General features: G+C 55.9%; 22 protein-coding genes and 1 pseudogene. 12 read left to right on the forward strand and 11 right to left on the reverse strand.

Features of this window, described 5'->3' with window-relative positions; all coding sequences use genetic code 11:
- Window positions 1-6 precede the first annotated feature (6 nt).
- Complete coding sequence (locus tag ACM6JM_RS07100) at window positions 7-876, forward strand: TauD/TfdA dioxygenase family protein (protein ID WP_039771066.1); 870 nt, start codon at window positions 7-9, stop codon at window positions 874-876.
- 43 nt (window positions 877-919) lie between these two features.
- On the opposite strand, the gene ACM6JM_RS07105 is transcribed toward ACM6JM_RS07100, so the two are convergent.
- The 5 genes from ACM6JM_RS07105 to ACM6JM_RS07125 all read right to left on the reverse strand — a co-directional run bounded on the left by ACM6JM_RS07105 (window position 920) and on the right by ACM6JM_RS07125 (window position 4,537).
- On the reverse strand, window positions 920-1,609 hold the full coding sequence (locus tag ACM6JM_RS07105) for a hypothetical protein (protein WP_074690729.1): 690 nt from the start codon (window positions 1,607-1,609) through the stop codon (window positions 920-922).
- Entirely contained in the window at window positions 1,578-2,618 is a 1,041-nt protein-coding gene (locus ACM6JM_RS07110; protein ID WP_074690730.1) for a GSCFA domain-containing protein, read from the reverse strand. Before ACM6JM_RS07110 ends, ACM6JM_RS07105 begins: the two co-directional genes overlap by 32 nt.
- A 37-nt stretch (window positions 2,619-2,655) precedes the next feature.
- Window positions 2,656-3,171 carry a GNAT family N-acetyltransferase gene (locus tag ACM6JM_RS07115; protein WP_039771072.1) on the reverse strand — a complete coding sequence of 172 codons (516 nt, stop codon included), beginning with the start codon at window positions 3,169-3,171 and terminating at the stop codon, window positions 2,656-2,658.
- Window positions 3,172-3,337: 166 nt separating this feature from the next.
- Window positions 3,338-3,751, reverse strand: a complete 414-nt coding sequence (locus ACM6JM_RS07120) for a cupin domain-containing protein (RefSeq protein ID WP_074690731.1) — start codon at window positions 3,749-3,751, stop codon at window positions 3,338-3,340.
- Window positions 3,752-3,781: 30 nt separating this feature from the next.
- Entirely contained in the window at window positions 3,782-4,537 is a 756-nt protein-coding gene (locus ACM6JM_RS07125) for an SDR family oxidoreductase (RefSeq protein ID WP_074690732.1), read from the reverse strand.
- A 251-nt stretch (window positions 4,538-4,788) separates the two neighbouring features.
- On the opposite strand from ACM6JM_RS07125, the gene ACM6JM_RS07130 reads away from it, so the two are divergent.
- Window positions 4,789-6,357: a winged helix-turn-helix domain-containing tetratricopeptide repeat protein gene (locus ACM6JM_RS07130; protein WP_414881539.1), complete on the forward strand. Its 1,569-nt coding sequence runs from the start codon at window positions 4,789-4,791 to the stop codon at window positions 6,355-6,357.
- 16 nt (window positions 6,358-6,373) lie between these two features.
- Here ACM6JM_RS07130 and ACM6JM_RS07135 read toward each other — a convergent pair whose 3' ends face one another.
- The 4 genes from ACM6JM_RS07135 to ACM6JM_RS07150 form a co-directional block, all read right to left on the reverse strand.
- Window positions 6,374-6,898, reverse strand: a complete 525-nt coding sequence (locus tag ACM6JM_RS07135; RefSeq protein WP_414881540.1) for a hypothetical protein — start codon at window positions 6,896-6,898, stop codon at window positions 6,374-6,376.
- A 73-nt stretch (window positions 6,899-6,971) separates the two neighbouring features.
- Window positions 6,972-7,226, reverse strand: a complete 255-nt coding sequence (locus ACM6JM_RS07140) for a hypothetical protein (protein WP_039771078.1) — start codon at window positions 7,224-7,226, stop codon at window positions 6,972-6,974.
- Window positions 7,227-7,451: 225 nt separating this feature from the next.
- Window positions 7,452-8,090: a response regulator transcription factor gene (locus ACM6JM_RS07145; RefSeq protein ID WP_074690961.1), complete on the reverse strand. Its 639-nt coding sequence runs from the start codon at window positions 8,088-8,090 to the stop codon at window positions 7,452-7,454.
- Between the two features lie 153 nt (window positions 8,091-8,243).
- Entirely contained in the window at window positions 8,244-10,211 is a 1,968-nt protein-coding gene (locus ACM6JM_RS07150) for an alkyl/aryl-sulfatase (RefSeq protein ID WP_414881541.1), read from the reverse strand.
- A gap of 105 nt (window positions 10,212-10,316) precedes the next feature.
- On the opposite strand from ACM6JM_RS07150, the gene ACM6JM_RS07155 reads away from it, so the two are divergent.
- The 4 genes from ACM6JM_RS07155 (at window position 10,317) to ACM6JM_RS07170 (ending at window position 13,063) form a co-directional block, all read left to right on the forward strand.
- Window positions 10,317-11,240: a LysR family transcriptional regulator gene (locus tag ACM6JM_RS07155; protein WP_414881542.1), complete on the forward strand. Its 924-nt coding sequence runs from the start codon at window positions 10,317-10,319 to the stop codon at window positions 11,238-11,240.
- A 91-nt stretch (window positions 11,241-11,331) separates the two neighbouring features.
- Window positions 11,332-12,558 (forward strand): S-type pyocin domain-containing protein, encoded by a 1,227-nt coding sequence (locus tag ACM6JM_RS07160; protein ID WP_414881543.1) that lies wholly within the window; start codon window positions 11,332-11,334, stop codon window positions 12,556-12,558.
- An 8-nt stretch (window positions 12,559-12,566) separates the two neighbouring features.
- A complete protein-coding gene (locus ACM6JM_RS07165) occupies window positions 12,567-12,821 on the forward strand; it encodes a colicin E3-like toxin immunity protein (protein WP_064384113.1) in 255 nt (84 codons plus the stop codon).
- 8 nt (window positions 12,822-12,829) lie between these two features.
- Window positions 12,830-13,063 (forward strand): hypothetical protein, encoded by a 234-nt coding sequence (locus ACM6JM_RS07170; RefSeq protein WP_289205126.1) that lies wholly within the window; start codon window positions 12,830-12,832, stop codon window positions 13,061-13,063.
- 36 nt (window positions 13,064-13,099) lie between these two features.
- Here the strand turns inward: ACM6JM_RS07170 and ACM6JM_RS07175 are convergent, their stop codons facing one another.
- A complete protein-coding gene (locus ACM6JM_RS07175) occupies window positions 13,100-14,431 on the reverse strand; it encodes an amidohydrolase (protein WP_414881544.1) in 1,332 nt (443 codons plus the stop codon).
- A gap of 193 nt (window positions 14,432-14,624) precedes the next feature.
- Between ACM6JM_RS07175 and solA the strand changes: the two genes are divergently transcribed.
- The 6 genes and pseudogenes from solA (at window position 14,625) to ACM6JM_RS07205 (ending at window position 21,856) form a co-directional block, all read left to right on the forward strand.
- The gene (solA, locus tag ACM6JM_RS07180) at window positions 14,625-15,788 is read left to right on the forward strand and encodes an N-methyl-L-tryptophan oxidase (protein WP_414881545.1); all 1,164 of its coding nucleotides are present in this window, start codon (window positions 14,625-14,627) and stop codon (window positions 15,786-15,788) included.
- A 249-nt stretch (window positions 15,789-16,037) separates the two neighbouring features.
- Window positions 16,038-17,411 (forward strand): AAA family ATPase, encoded by a 1,374-nt coding sequence (locus ACM6JM_RS07185; protein WP_414881546.1) that lies wholly within the window; start codon window positions 16,038-16,040, stop codon window positions 17,409-17,411.
- The gene (locus ACM6JM_RS07190; RefSeq protein WP_414881547.1) at window positions 17,398-18,033 is read left to right on the forward strand and encodes an HNH endonuclease; all 636 of its coding nucleotides are present in this window, start codon (window positions 17,398-17,400) and stop codon (window positions 18,031-18,033) included. The genes ACM6JM_RS07185 and ACM6JM_RS07190 overlap by 14 nt, the downstream gene beginning before the upstream one ends.
- A gap of 162 nt (window positions 18,034-18,195) precedes the next feature.
- Complete coding sequence (locus ACM6JM_RS07195; RefSeq protein ID WP_414881549.1) at window positions 18,196-20,475, forward strand: diguanylate cyclase domain-containing protein; 2,280 nt, start codon at window positions 18,196-18,198, stop codon at window positions 20,473-20,475.
- A 116-nt stretch (window positions 20,476-20,591) separates the two neighbouring features.
- Window positions 20,592-20,768: pseudogene (locus ACM6JM_RS07200) on the forward strand (N-methyl-L-tryptophan oxidase); the annotation flags it as partial.
- Between the two features lie 227 nt (window positions 20,769-20,995).
- Entirely contained in the window at window positions 20,996-21,856 is an 861-nt protein-coding gene (locus ACM6JM_RS07205; RefSeq protein ID WP_414881550.1) for a TIR domain-containing protein, read from the forward strand.
- A 187-nt stretch (window positions 21,857-22,043) separates the two neighbouring features.
- On the opposite strand, the gene ACM6JM_RS07210 is transcribed toward ACM6JM_RS07205, so the two are convergent.
- The gene (locus ACM6JM_RS07210; RefSeq protein ID WP_414881551.1) at window positions 22,044-22,496 is read right to left on the reverse strand and encodes a hypothetical protein; all 453 of its coding nucleotides are present in this window, start codon (window positions 22,494-22,496) and stop codon (window positions 22,044-22,046) included.
- Between the last annotated feature and the right edge of the window lie 217 nt (window positions 22,497-22,713).

The raw sequence follows: 22,713 nt of genomic DNA on the forward strand, positions 1-22,713 counted from the left end.
GGGAACATGGATCAGTTGGCACTCAAGGCAATCGAGCGCATCGCCGCCGAACGGCGCGCGCCGTATCAACACATCACGGTCGAGCGGATCACGCCGATCATCGGCGCCGAGATCGGCGGCGTCGATCTTTCGCAGCCGCTGAGCGACGAGCAGCTCGCGGAAATCCGCCGGGCCTTTCTGGAGAATCACGTGGTGGTGTTCCGCGATCAGCACCTGACGGTGGACGAACACAAGGCGTTTGGCCGGCTGTTCGGTGAGCTGCGGGCGCTGCCGGTGGAGGACATCGACGGCGATGACCCGGAGCTGGTGGTGATCCGCGCCAATGCGCAATCGCGCTATGTGGCCGGCGAAACCTGGCACACCGACGGCACCGCCGATCTGGCGCCGTCCATGGGCTCGATGCTGTACGTCAAGGAAACCCCGGCCATCGGCACCGGCGGCGACACGCTGTTCGCCAACATGCACCTGGCGCTGGAAATGCTGTCGCCGACGATGCAGCAGTTTCTCGGCGAATTGACCGCGATCCATGACGGTGCGATTCCGTGGAAGGGCTATGAGGCGCCGGCCAACCTGCCGAAAACCGAGCACCCGGTGGTGGTTCGCCACCCGGAAACCGGGCGTAAAACACTGTTCGTCAATTCCGGGTTCACCTCGCACATCGTCCAGTTGTCTGGCGGCGAAAGTCAGGTGCTGTTGAACATGCTGTTCGATCTGGTGGCCCGTGAGCCGGTCCTCAGCTGCCGCGTGCGTTGGGCGCCGAACAGTCTGGTGTTCTGGGACAACCGCTGCACCCAACACCATGCGGTCTGGGATTATTTCCCGCACTCGCGGTATGGCGAGCGGGTGACGATTCTGGGGACGCAGCCAAAGGCTTGAGTCTAAAAAAACGGTGGGAGCGGGGGCCGTTCCCACCGCTCATTTACAGACCTTGTTTGAGCAGTTGCTCGACGATCAGCTCGCCAAACGCCAGATTCCCGTGCAACGGGTCATCCACTTCGCAGTACGCCGGAAGCTGAAAACCCTGCTCATCGTTCGCCGCCGCGCGCACGTCGATCAGCTCGATGCCGAGCCCTTGCAGGCGCTCGATCAGCAGCGCCTGCGCGGCCATGAACACCCGCGGATCGGACAACTCTGGCACCCGCTGCGGCGGCAGCACGGCGAACACCTTGAGGTTCATCGCCCGGGCCTGTTCATAGAACGCCAGCGCAGGTTTGGACAAGGTGTCGACGATGGATTCGAACAGGGGACCTGCGAGAAAACCTTCGTCGAATTCGCCGTCCGGTGTCTGGTAGCACGTCCAGTTCGGCGCGGTGGCGAGGTAGTGCAGGCTCAGGCCGAGGGTGCTGACCAGCGGCACCCCGACCTTCGCCAGCTGCGGCACTTCGAAAGGCGCCAGGGCCTGGCGATACAGACGTTCCATCTCGGCGTCCCGAAACAGCACGTCATGGCGGGTCAGGCTGAAAAAATCCACCGCGAAATCCCTGCCGGTGCCCAGCGGGCCGCCGCTGAACGGCAACTCGCGGGCCTGCGCGGCTTTGCCGATGACCCCGGCATGGGAGTCGCCCAGCAGCAGAAACCTAGGCGTAGTAATCGAGCACGGCGTCTTCACAGACAAGCTCCTCGCTGGACACGCAGGTGGAGGGCACGCTGACCGGCGTCTGCACCGGTTGAACCGCATCGAGCCCGGCAAAAAACTGCTGCATGACAAACGCCACGCCTTCGGGCGTGACCTCGCGCTGGTTGGGCTGGTAGAACGCGCCCTTGAACGGTGTGCCGGTGATGATTTCGTAAGAAGGGAAATAGTCGACGTCGTGCAGGTCTTCGCACAGCTGCCCGGCGACGGCGCGCAGCACCGATTTGGAATAGGTGGTGGCGCTCAGCACATGTTCGCCCGTGGCCGTCGCCGTCAGGGGCACCGGTGACACGGTGAGCAGCAGGCGCAGCTGCGGGTTGATCGAACGCATCAATTCCAGCGCCCGCACCATGTCGCCATAGGTGTCCATGAAGCCGAAATTGCAGAAACGGTGCAGCTGCGGATCGAAAGTGCCACGCACGGTGCCGGGGCACACGGGATACACCAGACCCGTCTGACGGTTCTGCCAGGCTTCAGTCAGACCGAGGGTGAACACGAACACTTTGGCTCGGCGCAGGGCGCTGCGAATGGCGTCGAGGGTGGCTTCGCGCGAGGTGAACAGCGCGTCCTCGCTGGCAAAGCCGTCGGGCTCCACGGCGGGGCGGAATGGGTCGAAGAAACGCCCGTCATGGGCCCAGGTTTCGTCGGGTGGCAGGCTCACGCCCAAGGCCCATTCGAGCCATTGGCACAGCATCGCCGGGGTGTACAGATTGCCGGTGCGGAACGAGAACACCCCGTAGTTGTGGGCCTTCCAGTCGGCTGCGGGCAGTTCGGCCGGGGCCGGTTCCGCATCCAGCCAGTTCATGCCGCGTTCGCCCAGCGCCCGGCCGATGTGCTGGGCGAAACACGAGCCGGCGGTGACGATGGCGTCCTTGTTGCCGATCTCGAACTGCGGCGTCCACAGTTGATCGATGTTCAGCGCGGGCTTGTCAGCCACGGCGGTGCGCCAGAAAGCGCGGGGTGGCAGGCATTGATAAGGATTCACGACGAGGGCCTCCTTGGCGGTCGCTGATAAAACGGGGTCAACTGATTTGATAGCGGTAGATCAGGTCGTCAAACCACCGATCTCCAATCTGATAGGCCTGCGGCACGCGGCGCTCGAATACAAAACCGCATTTCTCCAAAACCTTGCAGGACGCGATATTACCGTCGGTCACGGTCGACTCCAATGAGTCCAGGCCGATGGCGGCGGCATAGTCGATGATCGCCTGCCGCGACTCGGTGCCAAAGCCTTTGCCCTGATGCTCGGGCAACAGCAGGCAACCCACCTCGGCATGCCCTGGCGACAGGATACGAAAACCGGTCACGCCCAGTTCCTGCCCGCTGGCCCTGTCGGTCACCACCAGACACAACCAGTGATCCGACTGCGGCCCCCAGGCCGGAAGCCGATGCTCGAAGCCTTTGCGTACCTGTTCTTCGGCAATTTCACCGAACACGTACTGCATGGTCTGCGGCTCGGAATGCAGCCTGAGGAACAGCGGCCAGTCGGATTCGACCATCGTGCGCAGGTCCAGGCGTTGCGTGGCGAGTTCGAGCATCCGCTGCTCCTTGCAAGGGCGGAAAGGGAAGACGGTTTTTTACTGGGTGTGGGGCGAAAGATCAATGTTTTGATCGGCCATGTTTTGCAACGCCGACCTTGAACGCGCCCCTTAGCGGTGCTCTCCGGCAGCCGCGCTGCCGGAGGTGGTTTGGCGTATGGATCGGTTACGGCTTGACCGGTTTGACCAGGTCGGTCTCGTTGCTGTCGAGCACGAACACTGCCAGCAGACGTGACGGTTCGGTGGTGCTGGCATTGGCGCTCACCGCGTGGAAGTCGCCCGGTTGTTCGACGAAGTTTTCCCCGGCCTTGTAGACCTTCTCCGGCCCGTCGCCTACCTTGCTGCGCACGGCGCCCTCAAGCACCGTGGCGTAGATGAACGCGGACTTCGGATGAAAGTGCGCCGGCGAAGAACCACCGGGTGCGTATTCCACCAGCACGCCCTTCATGGATTTTCCCGGAACGTTCGGCAGGGCGCGGTCGAACACCACGGTGACCTTGCCTGCCTGCGGCTCGGCGGCCGAGACGGATGAGATTGAAAGGGCCGCAAACGTGGCGGCCAGCAGGATTCGGCTGAACATGGCAATACTCCTTGAAATAGGTGGGGTGTTTCAGTGCTGGGTCGATTTCGCCAGCCAGTCTTCAAAGCGCGTCGGGCCCAGGCGCGGGTTGCTGCTGCCGGGGGTGAGCGACTGGTCGTCGAGCTCGCCGCCAAAGTAGCGGGCGTGGACGTCCGGGATCACTTTGCGGGTGTCGTGGGTGGCGCGGAAAAAACGCCGGACCAACTCGTCGAGCGGCATGGCTTCGGGACCGGCGATTTCCTGTGTGCCGTTGATCGGCGCTGCCAGTGCCACATCCGTCAGCGCAGCAGCGACGTCGTCAGAAGCCATGGGCTGGATCAGCGCCGGCGACAGGCGCACTTCCTCGCCGACGGTGGCGGACTGGGCAATGCCGCCGACAAATTCGAAGAACTGCGTGGCCCGCAGCAGGGTGTACGGAATGCTCGAGGCCTTGATCAGGTTTTCCTGCGCGACCTTGGCACGGAAGTAGCCGTTGGCAGGCGAGCGCTCACTGGCGACGATCGACAGCGCCACGTGATGGCGAACCCCGGCGGCGGCTTCGGCGGCGAGCAGGTTACGGGTGGAGGTTTCGAAAAAGTCGAGTACGGCCTGGTCTTCCCACGAAGGGGCGTTGGACACATCGACCACCACCTGGGCGCCGTCCATCGCTTCGGCCAGGCCTTCGCGGGTGATGCTGTTGACGCCGGTATTAGGGGAGGCGGCGCGGGCATCGTGGCCGCGTTCGCGCAGATTGTTCACAAGTTTCGATCCGATGAGGCCGGTGCCTCCGATTACGACTATCTTCATGGCATCTCTCCACTTGCCGACCGCAACCGTTGCTGTCGATGTGGGTTGAGCATGCTTGCGGCGCTCGGGCAAATCCTTGTGATGACCTTGGATTTGCCTTGGTTTTTTGTCCAGACAGGCCAATCCGTCGGCAGATGCGTAGACCAATGCCCAGACCGGTGCGACGGCCCAGGGTCTGCCGTATCATTGGGCGCACGACAATCGCCCGCTCGGACACGGAGTCGGGGGCGCCAGACCAGAGAACAGCCACCGTGCAATTTGTGTTTGAAGACTACCTGCTCGACCAGCAGCGCCGGGAACTGACCTGGCGCGGGCAAGTCGTGACTGTCGGGCCGCAGGTCTTTGACTTGTTGCTGTTACTGGTCAGCAACCGTGAGCGGGTGGTGAGCAAGGACGAACTATTGAGCGTCGTGTGGAGTGGCCGAATCGTTTCCGAATCAACCATCACCAGCCACATCAACGCCGTGCGCAAGGCCATCGGCGACACCGGTGAGCAGCAGCGCATGGTGCGTACGGTGCCGCGCAAGGGCTATCGCTTTGTCGGTGAAATCAGCCCGTGCGACAGCCCCGTCAATACGCCTGAAGCGCCTGCGAAACCCGAGGTGGTCGCGACACTCGTCCTGCCGGAAAAACCTTCGATCACTGTCCTGCCATTCCAGAACCTCAGCGGCGACCCCGAGCAGGACTACTTCGCCGACGGCATCGTCGAAGACATCATCACCGCGCTGTCGCGCCTGCGTTGGCTGTTCGTCATCGCCCGCAACTCCAGCTTCACCTACAAGGGCAGGGCGGTCGACGCGCGGGGCGTCGGGCAGGAACTGGGCGTGCGTTACGTACTGGAAGGCAGCGTGCGCAAGTGCGGCAACAAGATCCGCATCACCGGCCAGTTGATTGATGCGTGCAGCGGCACGCATCTGTGGGCCGAGCGCTTCGAAGGCCTGCTCGACGATATTTTCGAACTCCAGGATCAGGTGGCCGAAAGCGTTGTGGGCGCCATCGCGCCGCAGCTCGAGCGCGCGGAAATCGAGCGGGCCAAACGCAAGCCCACCGACAGCCTCGATGCCTACGATTACTACCTGCGGGGCACGGCCAAGCTGCACATCGGCACTCAAGAGGCGATCGAGCAGTCACTGGCGCTGTTCTACCGGGCAATCGAACTGGATCCGGAATTTGCCTCGGCGTATGGCATGGCTGCGTGGTGCCACTTCTGGCGCAAGCTCAACGGCTGGATGACCGACCGGCCCCGGGAAATCGCCGAAGGTGCGCGGCTGGCGCGCATGGGTGTGGAACTGGGGCGCGATGACGCCGTGGCGCTGACCCGTTGCGGTCATGCCCTGGCCCATCTGACCGGGGATGTCGACTGCGGCATCGCCCTGCTTGATCGAGCTCGATTGCTCAACCCCAATCTGGCGCCGGCCTGGTATCTGGGTGGCATCCTGCGCGCCTTGGGTGGCGAAACCGAAGCCGCCATTGCCAACCTTGAACATGCCGTACGCCTGAGCCCGCTGGATCCGGAAATGTTCCGCATGCAGGTCGGGATGGCGCTGGCGCACTTCTTCGCCGGTCGCTTCGAATGTTCGGTTTCCTGGGCCGAGAAAGCGCAGGGAAACCTGCCCAGTCTGCTGGTAGCGGCGGCCTTGATCGCCGCCAGCCACGCGCTCAATGGACGAGCCGACAAAGCCGGGCAGGCCATGGAACGGGTGCGTCAGCTGGACCCGACGTTGCGGGTGTCCAGCCTGCGCGCGTGGTTGCCCATTCAACGACCTGAAGACATTGCCCGGTTTGCCGAAGGTTTGCGGTTGGCGGGGTTGCCGGAGTAAGGGCTCAGCCGGCCAATCAATCCATCGAAAAATGCATTTGCATGTTCATCGCGGCATCGTACTGATTGCTGGCTACCCGGCGTTCGATCAGGCGATCGGAGCCGCCTTCGGCAACACGGCGTTCGATCAGGCGATCAGAGCCTCCTTCGGCTACCCGGCGTTCGATCAGGCGATCTGAGCCTCCTTCGGCTACCCGGCGTTCGATCAGGCGATCTGAGCCTCCTTCGGCTACCCGGCGTTCGAGCAGGCGATCTGAGCCGCCTTCGGCCACCCGGCGTTCGATCAGGCGATCCGAACCGCCCTCGGCAACACGACGCTCCATCAGCCGATCCGCCCCCCCTTCAGCAATCTGGGTCGGCGCCTTTCTGGCCCGGTGCTGTTGCACTGATGAAGTTTCTGAATCCGGAGCACTGGTTTCCTGCCTGTTCGCCACCGGCATATCGGGCAGGCAACTTGCGCCGAATGCATGAGTGGCAACTATCCAGGTGGCTGAAACAATGGCGACGGGTAATACCAATCCAATAGTTTTCATCATGATCATCCTGAGTCGTAGTGGGATTTCGTTAATGACCTTCCGGTTGCAACCAGACAGGTCTGAACTCAATCGAATACTTCTAATGGGAAACTCCATGTTCCTGTGCTGCCAGGCGAATACGGTTGTACGCAATCAAGCGCATGACGTAGCCCAGCTTGATCGCGGTCGGCCCGAGGATCGTCATCCCGTGCGCGCCGACCAGCGTGGGCAAGTTCAAGTGAGCGTCAAACACATAAGCCAGGAAAATCCCCACCATCAACATGCCCAGGCCACCGACCAGCAACACGTGGGACAACTTCAGCACGCGGTACGAGTCTTCAAAAAAGTCATACATGTTGATCAGTCATCCCTGAGTCAATGAGTGGATCGACAAGTGTCGGCGCGCGAGGAAACCACGAAGTCAATAACTTTGCCGGCCGTCGCATTTGATGGAGGGATTTTACTGTTGGCGGTAGGGATCAACCATGTTGCATAAGTTTGGTTTTATCCTGCCAGCGTATGGAGAAGTCATACCAACGTATATAAACAACTCTATGCGCGCCGCATAAGGGCGATACATCTAATGGTTAATGCCCAGACTTTCGGCCATTCGAACCAGATCGGCAAACGACTGCGCGCGCATCTTGCGCATGGCCTGGCTGCGGTGAATCTTCACGGTGATCTCGCTCAGGCCGATGGCACTGGCGATCTGCTTGTTTATCAGACCCGAGACGGCCAGCGCCATCACCGCTTGCTCTCTGACCGTGAGTGTCCCATGGCGTGTGCGCAATTCATTTTGGCGGCGTTCGCACTCGCGGCGTGACCTGTCCCGCGTATGCGCGGCGACCACGGCGTCGATCATTGCCTGCTCGCGAAACGGTTTTTCCAGGAAATCGACGGCACCGGCTTTCATGGCGCGAACGGTCATGGCGATGTCGCCGTACCCGGTCATGAAAATGATTGGCAAATGGATGTTGGCGTCGGCGAGCGCCTGCTGAAAGACCAGCCCGCTGGTGCCTTGCAATCGCACATCCAGCACCAGGCAACTGGGCAGGTCAGGTCGCTGGTATTGCATGAAGTCGGCGACCGATCCGAACAGCTCGACGCGCAGGCCGATGGAGCGCAGCAGGCTGCCAAGCGCCTCACGTAGAGGAGCGTCATCATCAATGATGAAAACGATGGATTCGGGGTTTCGCTCGGGTGCAAGTTCTACGTCCATACGCTGGATGGCTTCGCGGCGATCGGGTTGCGCAGGATGCTGAACAATCCAATGGAAAGCTTTGACCGAGCCTCCGGTTTTCATTGGATTTTGCTTGGGTAAGCGTCCAGAGGCCATCGACCGGGAGTTTGATCAATCGATGGCCTCGGTGGGTCAGTTTCCTGCCCGGGCGACTATCGCAAAATTCCCCGGCGCCTTTTCCAGCAACCCCAGGAATCTCACGAGATCGACCTTGCTGCCATCCACTTTCAGATCATCGGAAGTTAGCGTTTCCTTGAGTCCGGCAGCGCCGCCCAGCAGTTGGACGAACAGGTCCTTGGTGACAGTCAGCGTTGCGTTGGCGTTCGCCGCCGTCGGGCCTTTTCGATAGTGCAGCACGGCGTTCTCGATCCACAGCACGAACGATTCATTCGTATCGGTCAGCACCAGATTGAACGTCCAGTTTTTGCCATCCGCCGCCGGGCCGTCGAGGCTCGCGGCCATGGCTTCGAGGAAGCGTTCGGTGGGCGTCTGCTTCATCAGCTCGATCAGGTCGGAGCGTTTGACGCCCTTGGCCGGCGGGCCGTTGCGCAGCTCCATGGCCGCCGTCAGGTAACTGTTGCGCCAGGTTGCCGATTCCGCCTGATAGCCCATCTGTTCGTACGCGCGGGCCAGCAGTTCCTTGGCGGCGGTGTCGTCGGGTTTGGCGAGCACGGCCTGATCCAGCAGCTCAGCGACCCAGCGGTATTCGCCCTTGTCATAGGCCACGCGCGCGGCCTCAACCACCTTGGCGTTACCTCCCATCAATTCGACGTAGCGCTTTGCCGATTCCTTTGGCACCAGCGGATTCAAGTGGGCGGGGTTGCCATCGTAGGCGCCCAGGTACAGCTGGTAGATCGCCTTGACGTTGTGGCGCAGGTCGCCGTAATAGCCACGGGTGCCGAAGTACGATGCCAGCGAATCCGGCAGCTGGATCTTGTCGGCGATCTCGTTGGGGATGTAGCCGGCGTTCATCAGGCGCACGGTCTGGTCGTGCAGGTATTTGTAGACGTCGCGGTGCTTGGTGATGAATTCGCGGATCCGCTCGTTGCCCCGGATCGGCCAGTTGTGCTGACCGAAATAGACCTCGGTGTCGCCCAGCTCATCCAGGGCGATTTGCATGTAGTCGGACCAGCGCAGCGCATCGCGCACCTTGGCGCCACGGATCGGCAGCAGGTTGTGCATGGTCTGCGTCAGCAGCTCCGCACCGCCGTATGCCTTGAGCGCGGGGATCGAAAAGGTCAGCTCGGCCGGGGCTTCCGCGCCGGGCATGTTGTGGAATACGAAGCTGACGCCGTCGAGTTCCAGCGGCTGGATCGGCTGGTCGATGATCTGCGTTGGCGGCAGGATGCCCATGCTGCCGTAGGCGACGTTTTTGCCCAGCCCGGTGTCGACGATGCCGGTGGCGCCCGGCGTCAGGTTCTTGCCGAACTGATACATCGAACGCCGCGCCATCGCCGGGCCCGCCAGGATGTTTTCACTGGTGGCTTCCTCCATGAAGCCGGCGGGCGCGACGATGGGAATGTTGCGCTGGGCCACTTCACTGCTCGAGGTGATGCCCAGCACACCGCCGAAATGATCGGCATGGTCGTGGGTGAAAATGATCGCGGTGACAGGCTTGTTGCCCAGATGCTCGCGGGCGAAGGCCAGCGCCGCTGCGGCGGATTCCCGGGAGGTCAGCGGGTCGACCACGATCCAGCCGGTCTGCCCGTCGATCAGCGTCATGTTGGCGATGTCGAAACCGCGCAACTGGTAAATCCCGTCGCGGACCTTGAACAGACCGATCTGTGCGTTGAGCATCGCGTGCCGCCACAGGCTCGGGTTGACGGTGGCCGGCGCCTGGCCTTCGACGAAGCGGTACGCGTCGAAATCGATCAGGACATTGCCGTCGGAGCCGAGGATCTTGCCGGTGGGGCGCGCGATGAAGCCGCGTTGGGCATCTTCCATGTCGCGGTTGTCGCTGAGATCCAGGCCCTTGATCGACGCCTGGATCAGCGCGGCCGTGGCGGGCGTGGCGTCGCCGGCTGCGATGCTGGGCTTGTTGTCGCAGCCGGCGAGGGACACCAGCGTCAGGGCGATGATCGTGTAAAGGGTCGGTTTCATTCTTGTTGTTCTCCGAGGGTCGAATGCGCTCCAGCCTAGGGGCAGGGCAGCGATGTATCAAATGCATTGTTTACATCCAGATAATGCGTCGCTAGCATCGCTGGAATGGACCTCAAACGACTGTCACACCTTCTCGCGCTGGCCGATGAACGCCATTTCGGCCGCGCGGCCGAGCGCGTGCACCTCAGCCAGCCGGCCCTGAGCCGCAGCATTCAGGCGCTGGAGAGCGAAACCGGGCAGCGCCTGTTCGATCGCGACACCGGCGACGTCCGCCCGACGCCGGCGGGGGCCTTTCTGATCGAGCGGGCGCGGCGGCTGTTGTTCGATGCCCGGTCGCTGGAGCGGGACATGGCGCTCTACAGCGATCGCCAACTGGGCAGCCTGGCGTTCGGCGTCGGCCCGTTCCCGGCGGCGATGTTGATGCATCAGGTGGTGCCGCGACTGCGCCTGGATCACCCGGCAGTCACCCTGCGCGTTGAAGTGAACAACTGGCAGATTCTCGAAGCGCGGTTGCGTGCTGAAGCGATCGAATTCTTTGTTGCTGATATCCGTAACTTCACCGCGGAATCCGATCTGCTGATCCGTTCGCTGGGCCAGGTCTCGGCAGGCTTTTTCGTACGACCGGAGCACCCGCTGGCCGGACGCCAGGTGTCGATGGGCGAACTGGAAGGCTACGGCATCGCCACAACGCGCCTGCCGGAAGTGGTGAAACTCGAGACCGCCCGAACCCTCGGCATCTCCACCCGCCAGGCGCTGCCCATCGTGTTGGAGTGCGATGATGTGGCGTTGCTCAAGACCGTGGCCGGCTCGACTGACACCATCCTCGGCGTTATCCATGGCGCCGTAGCTGAAGACATTCGGGTGGGGCGTTTGATCGAGCTTCATGTTGTCGACAGGCCGGGGTTTCATTCTGAAATCGGGGTGGTGAGTTTGCAGGGCAGGAGCCTGTCGCCGACGGCTTTGTGTGTGATCGAGGCGGTTGTTGCCGAGATGCAATCCGTTCACGTCGAACAATCCCCACGTTTTTAGAGACGCGTCCTACAGCCCCGATTTTCCTGCTTCGTTAACGTCGTGCAGCCCCTTGCGAGGGGCTGTCGATGCATGAACGAAAGGACAATCAGTGGCTGGTCAAAAGGACATTCCTCGGGTTCCCAACCCACCGGCGGGCGACGGGCATCACGTTACCTACCGCTACATGACGGCCACCGAACTGGCCGATCAGCAAGAACGACAAGACAAGTACGACGCCATGCTGACGAGGCAGGACGCCTTCGAGCGCAGCCGTGAGGTGGCGGCGAACAAGCCTGAGCCGGTGCGCGCGGGCTGCGTGTTTGCCAAGTCGTGCAAGCTGCCGGACGCGATCATCGATTACTCGAATCCGTCGGGGATGGTGCCGACAGACAGCCTGAAGGATTACGGCGAGCTGATTTTGCTCGGTGGCCGTGAGGCCGATGACAGCGGTGGGGTTGAGCTCAAGAAAATCAGCGGCACGGCAATTCCTGCGGGGCTGGGCACTTTTGCCCTTGCCGGTGAGGCGTTCAAGGCATTGCCTGCGATGGCCTCTGCTGCCGTCATCAGCCCGTTGCTCGGGCTGGTGGCGATGTTCATGCCCTCCAACCTGGGCGATAGCGCGCTCTATACCGAAGACCAGTTGCTCGCCCTCAAACAGGCCCGAACCCGCGTGCGCCTGCGCGTTGAACAGCAGGCCGATGGCAGCCTTAAGGGTTACGGCTTCTACACCGGCAAGAATCGCGATTGGGAGATGGTTGATGTCGTGCAGTTTGCTGCACGCGGTAGCCGGTTTATTGCAGACCTTGGCGAAGGCGTTGAGCTGGTCTGGACGCCTGCCGTGGACGGCTCCGACATCCTTGGTATTCCGGCATTGGAGGCTGCTCCGCAGGCGCCGCATATCTGGGTGTATCCGCCGACGAAAGCGGCGGGCGGGATTCTGGTGAATCCGGTTTATCCGCCGGAGTATCGGGATTTCATATTGGTGTTTCCGGCGAACTCCGGGGTTCGGCCGCTGTACATCGTGGTCAACACCTCACGTAAAGGCTTACCGTCAGAGGGGCATAACTATCATAAACCTCCAGAAACAGAAGAAATTACCGCTTTTCCCGGTTTGAAAAAAGCACAGAAAATGAACCCTATACAGGGAGGCGGCGGACTTCGGGAACGGTGGAAGGATGCAAAAGGCAGGAGAATTTATGAGTGGGACTCAAGGCACGGAGAGTTGGAAGTTTATCGTGCAAGTGACGGAACTCACCTAGGCGCGTTTGACCCTTTTACAGGAGAACGACGCGGGGATCCGAAAGATGAAAGAAGCATCAGAAAAAAATACTTGTGAGGTTGATGATGGGACTAAAGCTGAGACTGGAGTGGTACGACAAGCACACTCAACTATGCGAGGGCGAAGAGTACTCCAAGGATTTAGGCGACGATGAAACCGTTTTGAATGCCTTGGGCATCCCAGTGGAAAACAACATAAATAATGGCGGCTTCAATGTAGTCGAAAATTGGACGCCTATTATCCAACCTTACTTTCAACACAATATTTTCCTTACGGCTTACAACTATCAAATCTCGTTTGACTACAGCGACGTCTGGTAACTGACCTTATGATCTACAGAATCGAAGCCTTCGATCAAAAAACGGAGCTCCTAGCGTTCGAGGCGCAGCTTCCCGGAGGATGCGACGACCAGATAGCCGCCGTTATGGGATGGACAACAGAACAGCAAGGTTGGGAAGGCTACGATCTGACGAGTGATCAGATCGCCGCCTTGGAGAAGCTATTGGGAAGGACGGTCTTCGATCCGGCTTATCTCTTCCAACTGAGCTGCAACGTTAATTAAACGGGCCTTTGCCAATCGATCCTTAACTGGAACGAGTCAGCCCCGCTGACCGCGCCCCGGATAATTGAGCACAAACTGCACATGCGCCTTTACCCCGGTGGCCAGTGTCGCGTCATCGGCGGTGAAGTAGGGGCTGTGGTTGTTCGGCGCCTTGCTCATGTCCTGGCCTTCTGGCGTCGCGCCGAGGAACACGAACAACCCCGGCACCTTGCGCGCGTAGTACGAGAAGTCTTCGCTCGGCGACAGCGAGGCGGGCAGGCGCTCGACCTTGCCCGGCGCTGCCACCTCGAGGGCCGGGATCATGGCTTCGGTCAGGGCCGGATCGTTGGTGGTCACCGGCGCATTGTTCACCAGCAGCAGATTGGCCTGGGTCTCGTAGGCGCTGGCGATGCTGTTCACCAGCGGCGGCATCTTTTTCAGGATCGTGTCGCGGATGTCGGCGTTGTTGGTGCGGATGGTCCCGGTCATTTCCACGGTCTCGGGAATGATGTTGGCCGCCGAACCGCCGTTGATCGTGCCGACGCTGATCACGCCCATGCCCTGGGTCAGGTCGACGCGCCGACTGACCAACGTCTGCAATCCGCTGATGATGCCCTGACTGGCGACAATCGGATCGACACCGCTCCAGGGCGCCGAACCGTGAGTCTGCTGGCCCTTGACCGTGATGCGGAACGAGTCGCTGCTGTTGAGCACGGTTCCGGATTTGTAGAACAGGTGCCCGGTCGGATAACCCGCCATCACATGCACCCCGAACACCGCCTCGACCTTGGGCGAATCGAGCGCGCCATCGCGGATCATTGCTTGCGCACCGATCAGGGTATCGGTCTGGAATTCATCGACATCGGCCGCGCCTTCTTCAGCCGGCTGAAACAGAAACACCACCGTCCCGCGCACCTGATCCCGATGCTCGGCCAGCACCTTCGCGGCCCCCAGCAACATCGCGGTGTGGGTGTCGTGCCCGCAGGCGTGCATCACCGGCACGCTTTTGCCGAGTCGCGTGCTGGTGGCCTGACTGGCGAACGGCAGGTTCGTCATCTCCTTGACCGGCAGTGCGTCCATGTCGGCGCGCAACGCCACCACCGGCCCCGGCAATCCGCCTTTCAGCACCCCCACAACGCCCGTCTTGCCGACCCCAGTGCGTACTTCAATGTTCGACGCCTTCAGCCGCTCGGCCACCAGCGCGGCAGTCTTGAACTCAAGATTGCCCAGCTCAGGATGGTGATGAATCGTGTAGCGCAGATCGACGACTTCCTGATTGACCGCGCTCACGGCGCCATCGACCCAAGGCGCATCGGCGGCATGGCTGGCAGTGGCAACGAACGAGGATAGAACGGCGAGGCAGAGTGTGGTTTTGCAGAAACGGATCAAGGCGGGACTCTCTCTTATGGTTTTTATTGGCGTCAGAGGGTATGCCGCGATGCAAGGCGGGACAAACGAGTCTGGCCGGTAATCGCACGGCTTTTGGTTTTTCGCGTTTTTGCCCGAGCACGGCTTTCAGCGGATTGTTTTCCATCGCTTGATCCGCTTCACTGTGGCTCTTTTGCCTGAGCGGAAATCAATCATGGAACGATGCGAAGCACTGGTCATCGGCCTCGGCGCCATGGGCGCGGCCACGGTGTATCAACTGGCGAAAGCCGGGGTCAACGTGGTCGGCATCGACCGCCATCATCCGCCGCACACATTCGGCTCCAGCCATGGCGACACCCGCATCACCCGGCTGTCCGTGGGCGAGGGCGCGCAATACGTGCCCATCGTGCGCAACTCCCACCGCATCTGGCGCGAACTGGAAGCGCTGTCGGGCGAGGCCCTGTTCGAACAGACCGGCCTGCTGGTGCTGACCTCCAGCCCCGACTTCGATCCCGCCGACGAAACCGACTTCACCCTGCGCACCATCGCCCTGGCACAGACCTACGGCATCGAACACGAAGTCCTCGACGCTGCCCAGATCCGCCAGCGCTTTCCGCAGTTTGCCCAGGTGCGCGACGACGCCATTGGCTACTTCGAGCCCGAAGGCGGTTTTGTACGGCCCGAACGCTGCATCGACGTGCAACTCAGATTGGCCGAACAACACGGCGCCACGCTGTACAAGGGCGAGACCGTGACCCACATCAGCTCGGACGAACAGGGCGTCACCGTCACCACCGACCAGCGCACCGTGCGGGCGGACAAACTGGTGGTCACTGCCGGCAACTGGGCGGGCGGCTTGCTCGGCGCACCGTTCGACAGACTGCTCAGCGTCTATCGGCAAAAACTGTTCTGGTTCGAAACCGAGCCTGACGCGGGACTGGTCGGCCACTCGCCCACGTTCATCTTCACTCACGGCCCGGACGACGATTTCTATGGCTTTCCCGCATTGCCGGGGGAGGGCAGTTTGAAGGTGGCGACGGCGCAGTATCACAGCACATCCACGCCTGAAACTCTGGATCGCACAGTCTCGGCCGAGGAAGAACGCGAGATGTACGAGCAGCAGGTGCAGGGGCGGATTGCCGGGCTGACGGATCGGGTAGTGAAGTCAGCGGTTTGCGCCTACACCGTCACGCCGGATCGGCACTTCATCATTGATGAGCATCCACGGTTGCAGCACACGTTGGTGGTGTCGGCGTGCTCCGGGCACGGGTTCAAACACTCGGCGGCGCTGGGGGAGGCGTTTGCGCAGTGGTGTTTGCGGGGGGAGAGTGAGCTGGATCTTTCGTTGTTTTCGGTGGGGCGGTTTGAGTGGGAGTGATGGTGCTTGGGAGTGACTGCTATCGGCCAAAAGCGGCCAGTTCACATGATTATAAAGCTCAGGACAACTCACACGTTAGAACTGTCGCGCGTACATCGCTTGCTGCGCCTCCCCACTGATGGCTAAATGCCAGGATATTGCATGACCTTTGAGCGCTTGTGTCGTAGATTACGGGCAAGCAAGGGCGGAACCAAGCGCACTCCGCTAAGGAAGGTGTTGCATAGCGTAGGCAGACCCCAAGGAGCGTAAATGGAAAGGTTGTTTTATTGTAATTCTGAGCATGGAGTGATCGACCTGGCGATCGAAGGTGATGTGCCAGAATCTCAAAATATCTTCACAGTAATTGTAGGTAAAAACGGTGTAGGAAAAAGCCGTTTGCTATCTGAAATTGCAAAGGCCTGTACTCATGACTATACCGATTTTTCAGATTCTTTGCGGCATCGAACTTCAGACAGTACACCAAAGTTAATTGCTGTATCCACCAGCCCGTTTGATAAATTTCCATCAAACAGAAGATCAACTAGCACGCACGATGTCAACACAAATTATAGATATGTAGGCATGCGCGGCGAAGGACCATTTGGTATATCAAGCGCGGTATCATTATTATCATCCGCTGCCAAGGGATGGCTTGAAAAATTAGCCAGTCTGGACAACACGGCAAATCTACTTGATGTATTCAATTCGCTAAATTTTGAGCCATACGCTGAGTTCGTTTTCAAGCCAGGTTACATCGGAAAGCCATCAGTCGGCCAAGAGCAAAGAGACTTCTTCGGGAACGATATTTTGCGCGAGATTGATGGTCTATTTCTTATGCATGACATTAGCTTGGACGAAAGATACTTTAATCAGCTATCTAACTACAACGAACTTCAACGCAATGACATCTACGATGCCATGATTGAAGTCCATCGTTTCGAAGTTTCTCGTAAAGCTGTCACGTTAGCTGTCGACTTCACCAGCGGAGAATTTTATGCAGGATCTCATTATGCTAGCGGAGGTCTTGCCAAAGCCATCCTAGTACTACTAAGCGCAGGGCTTATGCGGTTGATGGACGTCCGTTTAACGAAGAAAAATTACGGAGCAATGTCTCTCAAGCGTGCAAGCTCCGGTGAGCAGTGTTTGCTTGTAATTATGTTGGGAATCGCCGGTCATATAACTGATAACTCGATCATATTAATTGATGAGCCTGAAATTAGCCTGCATCCAAGATGGCAGGAAGAATTCATTATTATGCTAACAAGCACATTCTCATCATATAGGGGTTGCCAGTTCTTGATTGCCACACATTCACCTCAAATAATTTCGAGGCTGAATGCGGAAGGTTGTTACATAACATCACTTTCGGATCATAGAATTTATAAAGCGTCATACTTTAGTAATCGCTCAGCGGACTACCAACTGGCAGAGTTATTTGATGCGCCGGGCATTATGAATGAGTATATTGCAAGACTTGCTTTTAGTCTGCTTTCAAAAGTGAAAGCTGCCAAGCGCGTAACAAGTGAAAATTCACGCGAACTAAAACAGCTACAACACCTTGCAGAAAATGTTGACCAAAATGATCCAACAAAAGAGTTGGTGGCATCTGTAGTCCAGGTGTGTGAAATCTATGCCGATAATTAATGAGTCGATCGTATACGACGAAGAATGCTTGGCCATTATAGCCGCAAAAAAATCTGACCCTCATTTTACGCATGTCAACTGGGGGGATGATGACTTACAAGACTTGCGATCTAAAGTAAGAAATTACTACAGAAACGCCCAAAGATTAACATGCGTTTATTGTCAAGAGCGGATTGGTGTTAGAGCAGCCCACGCCGCGCCCATTGAACACATTGTACCAAAATCACAATATTTAGCATTTATATTTGAACCAAAAAATCTTTGTGTAATATGCCCCGACTGCAACGAATACAAAGGTAAGAATGAAGTGATGTATGAGCCAGTTATAAAGGGTCCGAGGAGGGTTAGATATCCGACTGTGTCTTCTGCATTTCAAATAGTGCATCCACATTATGATGACTATGCAGCTCATATAATGAAGGCTAATCGTGTTTATATCGACAGGACTCCAAAAGGTCATTATACAATAGGGGTCTGCAAGCTAAATCGTTTTTTCCACTATTTCGGTGCCTGCGACGAATTCATCAATGATGCTGAGCTTGCAGAAGCTAATGACTTGTTTTTCTCAACAGGGACGGTGGACACGCATGCACTTATTCACGACGCTGCGGAAACCCAATGAGTTTAATGGCTCTCTACAGTATTATAAATTGCTAGTTGAAATCTCGGAGGCGCCAAGTATGAGCCGATGCACAATGGCTCATGTTGCCAGCTGCAATCTCAATTGTGGTGGATTCAGCTCGCAGCTCCTTGTTACTTACCAAACAATAATTAAAGTATCCATATGAAAATTGACAAGCTCAGAGCTTTTTACAACGAATTGATGCTGGAGTTTCTTGGCGATTGCGAGTGTGAGCTACACTTTAGCTCGAATAATACCTGGACTAACATACTCACATTTAGAAGCGCAGAAGCAAATGAAGTTCTTTCCTTGGAGAAATCTAGGTTAGAGTCAATTTCTTATCATGCGCCTAACAGCCTGACTGCTTGGTTTTTCATAGCTGACACAAACGTAACCGTATCTTTAACATTTGCAAAATCGCCGCAAATAGAAAAAAGACGAAAGTATCGGGCACGAATTGAAAAAATACTTGAGAGCGCTTCTAATGCGTATAAGGTATCACACCACCCTCTGACTCATCTTCTAGCAAAGGATGAATTTAGGAAAACTTTGATAGCTGAGATGTTGAAGATTTCAGAGCAACCTTCATCTTTTGTAGAAGCACAAGAAAGCAAGCATCCAAGAAAGCTTGCGGTAATGGCGCTAGATATCGACTATTTCAAACAGGTTAATGATACTTGGGGGCATTTGTATGGAGATCAAGTATTAAAAACATTTGGAAAAAGACTTGAGGAGGTTGCGCTAAAAATTGAGAGTGAAGGTCCGTATGAACCGACAATTTACGTAGGTCATCCATCTGGAGAGGAGTTTTTAGTTTTAATTAGTGCCAACACAACTAAAGAGAAATTTCAAATTTGGGCAGATGATTTTAGAACAGCCATTTCTGAAGAGATTCTTCCGACACAAAAAGAGTGGGAATGGCTATCCGAAAGTAGCGATACGTCAGCCCTCAACCTTCCCCAAACTCAAGATAGAACTGTTACAACGAGCATTGGGGTAGCACTCCACAATCATGTTCCGTCATCAGACTCTACACTAGATCCCTCTGCTGCCCTTCTTGATCGGGCTGATACTGCATTGTATCGGGCTAAAGCGGCAGGACGAAACCAAGCAATTTTTTACGATGAGATACTTTCTTCTTGCGGGCGAGTAATAGAGCAAGACTTAAACACTGGCGTTATAGCTATTGATATAGGATCTAACGTTGGCGTTACAACAGGACAAGAATTTAAAGTTTTTAATCCAAAATTTTCTGGATATAAAAAGTTTTCAGTAAACGATGGTAGGACCACTCGAACCTTAGGGACTTACCCCCGAGTAGAAAGCGCAAGAATTGTTGTTTTTGATTGTCAGCCAGAAATATCGTTCGCTTCTATCGATTCGATTGACAATGTCAGTATTAATATCGAGGTAGGATCTATTCTAGAGGCGATTCCCGCAGGTAGTATAGGTCATTTACTTCCAAACTCTTCCAGATACTTTCCCTCTATTAATGACAATCTACGCGCGGGAGGTGCAGAGGCAGTTCAAGATTTTTTGAAAAACAACCCAAAAACTAATAAGCCATATGCTCTTGTTGTTCGCTTTATCCGGGAGCCAGAGTACCTAAGGAAATACGGTACGGCTGCCCTTAACAATGCTCTGGCACGGCTCTATCGATCTGCACAGTCTGAATTTCAAAGCTCGCGCAGCATTGAAGTTTTAGATAGGTCATCGATATGCGTAGTAGGGACAGATAAAAGCTATAACGAGAACTCAATAAATAATTTTGTGGACCGCCTTGCTGACGAACTTCCAGAGCTAGGCGTTTTAGGAGGTGTTTTTTGTAATGATGATCTAAATCTTTTTGCAAAAAAAGATGTGATTTTAGATCCTGTACATGCTATAGAGCTAGCTCGTTTTGCTTCATCCGAGCTGGGCAGGGATCCGCAAGTTAAAGTTAGGCATTTCAATCCAAGTACACCTAATCAAGTTTTCAATGCATTAAGAGAAACACGATCATACGAAATAGCTTACGCTGACTTTGAAAGGCTTATAAGTCTCGGGGTGAAACTCCCTGATATTTATAATCATGGGGGGCTAATTTCGAGCGGTTTAGGGGATCGTCAAAAAGCGCTTAAGCACTATTTAACTGCTACGAAAATGTCTCCTCGAGATTATATTTATAAAACAAACGCCGGAACAGCTGCATACTCTTTGAATGAAGTTGAAATCGGCCTCGAAGTACTCAACACCCTTACTGATGAAGAAGTGGAAAAGGCTAGAATATCTCATCCTTATGGCTATATGTCCTATGCATCACTATTAGCAACGGCAAAATTGAACGGCCTTCAATCATTTAACCATGACCGATTTGTTGCTATGGCACCCGTCGCTCTCGATATGCCAGACATCCTTGAATATGCATCGAAGAATATAAACAAGGCGCTCTCAATGTTTTAATTTTTAATTGCTAGGTCTTCGGTAAGGTACCTTCCGCGAGGGAGGGGCTGGTCTAGAAAAAAGGGGACTAATTTATTTTTCCTTTTTTTTGAAAATAAATCAGTCCCCTTTTTTGGCATTTCATCATTGATGAGCATCCACGGTTGCAACACACGTTGGTGGTCTCGGCGTGCTCCGGGCACGGGTTCAAACACTCGGCGGCGCTGGGGGAGGCGTTTGCGCAGTGGTGTTTGCGGGGGGAGAGTGAGCTGGATCTTTCGTTGTTTTCGGTGGGGCGGTATGAGCGGGAGTGACAACATTCGTGAGGGACTGCTATCGGCCAGAAGCAGGCGCAAGATCGCTCCGATAATGGATTAGTCATAGTTTCCTTAGGCCACGCCTAGTAACGCTGCTAGCTTTAAACGTCTAGCCATGTACCTTTTTTGTACCACCCACCCCAGCTTGCCCACCTCCTCATCGTGACAAGCCAGATTTACGTGGGTAATGTACGAACAACTCTACACAGCCTCATGGGACGAAAATGAAGGTTTTTATTAGCTGGTCTGGCGAAATGAGCAAACGTGTGGGTGAGGCCTTCAAAAATTGGATACCCCACGTCCTCCAAACCGTTGAACCGTATTACACCCCCACCGACATCGAAAAAGGCACTCGCTGGTCACACGACATTGCCGCCGAGCTTGAATCATCGTCTGCCGGAATTTTTTTCGTTACACGAGAAAACTTAAAAAGCCCTTGGTTAGCGTTCGAGGCAGGAGCCATATCAAAGCAGGTTGATGATTCTTTGGTATGCCCTGTATTGATCGATTTAGGCACCAGTGATCTAAACGGCCCCCTCACGCAGTTCCAGGTCACTCCATTTCAGAAGGCCGAGATCAAAAAATTAATTCAAGCCCTCAACAAAGCCAACCCTGACAATGTTCTTAACGAGTCAATTTTGAACCAGGCTTTTGAGAAAAACTGGTCCGATCTAGAAGAGCACGTTTCCGAAATAATCCGCTCGACGAACCCCGACAGTGACGAGCAAGCCAAACGGGACGACCGAGAAGTTCTCAATGAGATTCTAGACCTAACGAGGTCACTAGCAATCCAGAAGACGGGAGGCTTCAAAGCCCACAATGAACTCAATACACTCATTTCCAACTTCTTACTGAGCTTTGATGCCGTATTTAATGCCGACTGGGACCACACTATGATGTGCATTCAAGAAAGCAAGTTCTTTTTCAGCCGAAATGGAACCTTTGTGGAGCCAAAGGTTGCAGATGAGGAGAATAACTGGTCGAACAGAGCAGTACTTCTGAAAAATTACAGAAAACTTCTAGAGTATATTGAGGCACACCAAGTAGATATCGTGACAACGTACCGATCATCAGTCACTACTTAGTACATAGCTGAGCTTACGTTGGAACACTAGTCAAAAAAAGCCCTACAGCCCCCACAAATGTAAGGCTTTAGGACTTTTTTGCATATCGAGATTATAGCTAATTTAGCACTAAGGGGCGTTGTTGGCGTACGATTAGCCACATTCTTGCCCCTTGAAATTTTCGGAAGTACCTTAGCCTTTCGAGCTACTAGAGAGGCATGTGCCCTTGCGTAGTAGTGATGCGGAGTTTTGGCTTGCCACTTTCATTGATATAGGGCTCAAACTCAATCTCTGTACCATCCGCAAACAGAATGCTGTAATCATTGTGCCCCTCTTCATTTACCGTTCCTGACCCTCCCATACTTTTGAAAAGGTCTTGGAGGTAATCGTTCATATGATGGTGGAACTCATCTATCGAGATTTTTGTTCTTGAGGCCTTTAACGCACGAAAAGCAGCTACTGTAGAACGCTGTATATAATATTCCGTATCTGGGCCATTTAAAAGCAGCAACATAATTGCTTCATGTTCATCATCGCTAAACTGATCAAAAAGACTTTTTATCAAAGGGCTCGCAGTTTCTTGATTGATCTCAGACTTTGAATCTCTTAGCTCGTCCCTTACTTTTTCAGCGCATTCGACAAAGAAGCTTTTATAATGCATTTTTTACGTCATCCTTAAATATTAAAGTCATCCATCCAGCATCCTGGATCAGGTCTAGCAGCTCGAATTTCGCAGCTTGCCACGGCTGACAATAGCACGATCAGACCACATGCCAACAGCGATCTACTTCGCCGATTCGAAAAATTCAATCGACTCCGCATACCCTCTTGTATGTCCCAAACAAATTTCACTAGCCTAGTGGACGACATGATGGCGG

It is taken from the genome of Pseudomonas sp. IT-P2 (assembly GCF_949767575.1).
Classification (GTDB): Bacteria; Pseudomonadota; Gammaproteobacteria; order Pseudomonadales; family Pseudomonadaceae; genus Aquipseudomonas; species Aquipseudomonas pharyngis.

What these genes read in the sequence shown, in the direction of transcription:
- ACM6JM_RS07100 (WP_039771066.1), top strand. Translation starts at nt 7, where the DNA reads ATGGATCAGTTGGCACTCAAGGCAATCGAGCGCATCGCCGCCGAACGG.
- ACM6JM_RS07115 (WP_039771072.1), bottom strand. Translation starts at nt 3,171, where the DNA reads ATGCTCGAACTCGCCACGCAACGCCTGGACCTGCGCACGATGGTCGAA.
- ACM6JM_RS07120 (WP_074690731.1), bottom strand. Translation starts at nt 3,751, where the DNA reads ATGTTCAGCCGAATCCTGCTGGCCGCCACGTTTGCGGCCCTTTCAATC.
- ACM6JM_RS07125 (WP_074690732.1), bottom strand. Translation starts at nt 4,537, where the DNA reads ATGAAGATAGTCGTAATCGGAGGCACCGGCCTCATCGGATCGAAACTT.
- ACM6JM_RS07135 (WP_414881540.1), bottom strand. Translation starts at nt 6,898, where the DNA reads ATGATCATGATGAAAACTATTGGATTGGTATTACCCGTCGCCATTGTT.
- ACM6JM_RS07140 (WP_039771078.1), bottom strand. Translation starts at nt 7,226, where the DNA reads ATGTATGACTTTTTTGAAGACTCGTACCGCGTGCTGAAGTTGTCCCAC.
- ACM6JM_RS07145 (WP_074690961.1), bottom strand. Translation starts at nt 8,090, where the DNA reads ATGGACGTAGAACTTGCACCCGAGCGAAACCCCGAATCCATCGTTTTC.
- ACM6JM_RS07150 (WP_414881541.1), bottom strand. Translation starts at nt 10,211, where the DNA reads ATGAAACCGACCCTTTACACGATCATCGCCCTGACGCTGGTGTCCCTC.
- ACM6JM_RS07155 (WP_414881542.1), top strand. Translation starts at nt 10,317, where the DNA reads ATGGACCTCAAACGACTGTCACACCTTCTCGCGCTGGCCGATGAACGC.
- ACM6JM_RS07165 (WP_064384113.1), top strand. Translation starts at nt 12,567, where the DNA reads ATGGGACTAAAGCTGAGACTGGAGTGGTACGACAAGCACACTCAACTA.
- ACM6JM_RS07170 (WP_289205126.1), top strand. Translation starts at nt 12,830, where the DNA reads ATGATCTACAGAATCGAAGCCTTCGATCAAAAAACGGAGCTCCTAGCG.
- solA (WP_414881545.1), top strand. Translation starts at nt 14,625, where the DNA reads ATGGAACGATGCGAAGCACTGGTCATCGGCCTCGGCGCCATGGGCGCG.
- ACM6JM_RS07185 (WP_414881546.1), top strand. Translation starts at nt 16,038, where the DNA reads ATGGAAAGGTTGTTTTATTGTAATTCTGAGCATGGAGTGATCGACCTG.
- ACM6JM_RS07190 (WP_414881547.1), top strand. Translation starts at nt 17,398, where the DNA reads ATGCCGATAATTAATGAGTCGATCGTATACGACGAAGAATGCTTGGCC.
- ACM6JM_RS07195 (WP_414881549.1), top strand. Translation starts at nt 18,196, where the DNA reads ATGAAAATTGACAAGCTCAGAGCTTTTTACAACGAATTGATGCTGGAG.
- ACM6JM_RS07205 (WP_414881550.1), top strand. Translation starts at nt 20,996, where the DNA reads ATGAAGGTTTTTATTAGCTGGTCTGGCGAAATGAGCAAACGTGTGGGT.
- ACM6JM_RS07210 (WP_414881551.1), bottom strand. Translation starts at nt 22,496, where the DNA reads ATGCATTATAAAAGCTTCTTTGTCGAATGCGCTGAAAAAGTAAGGGAC.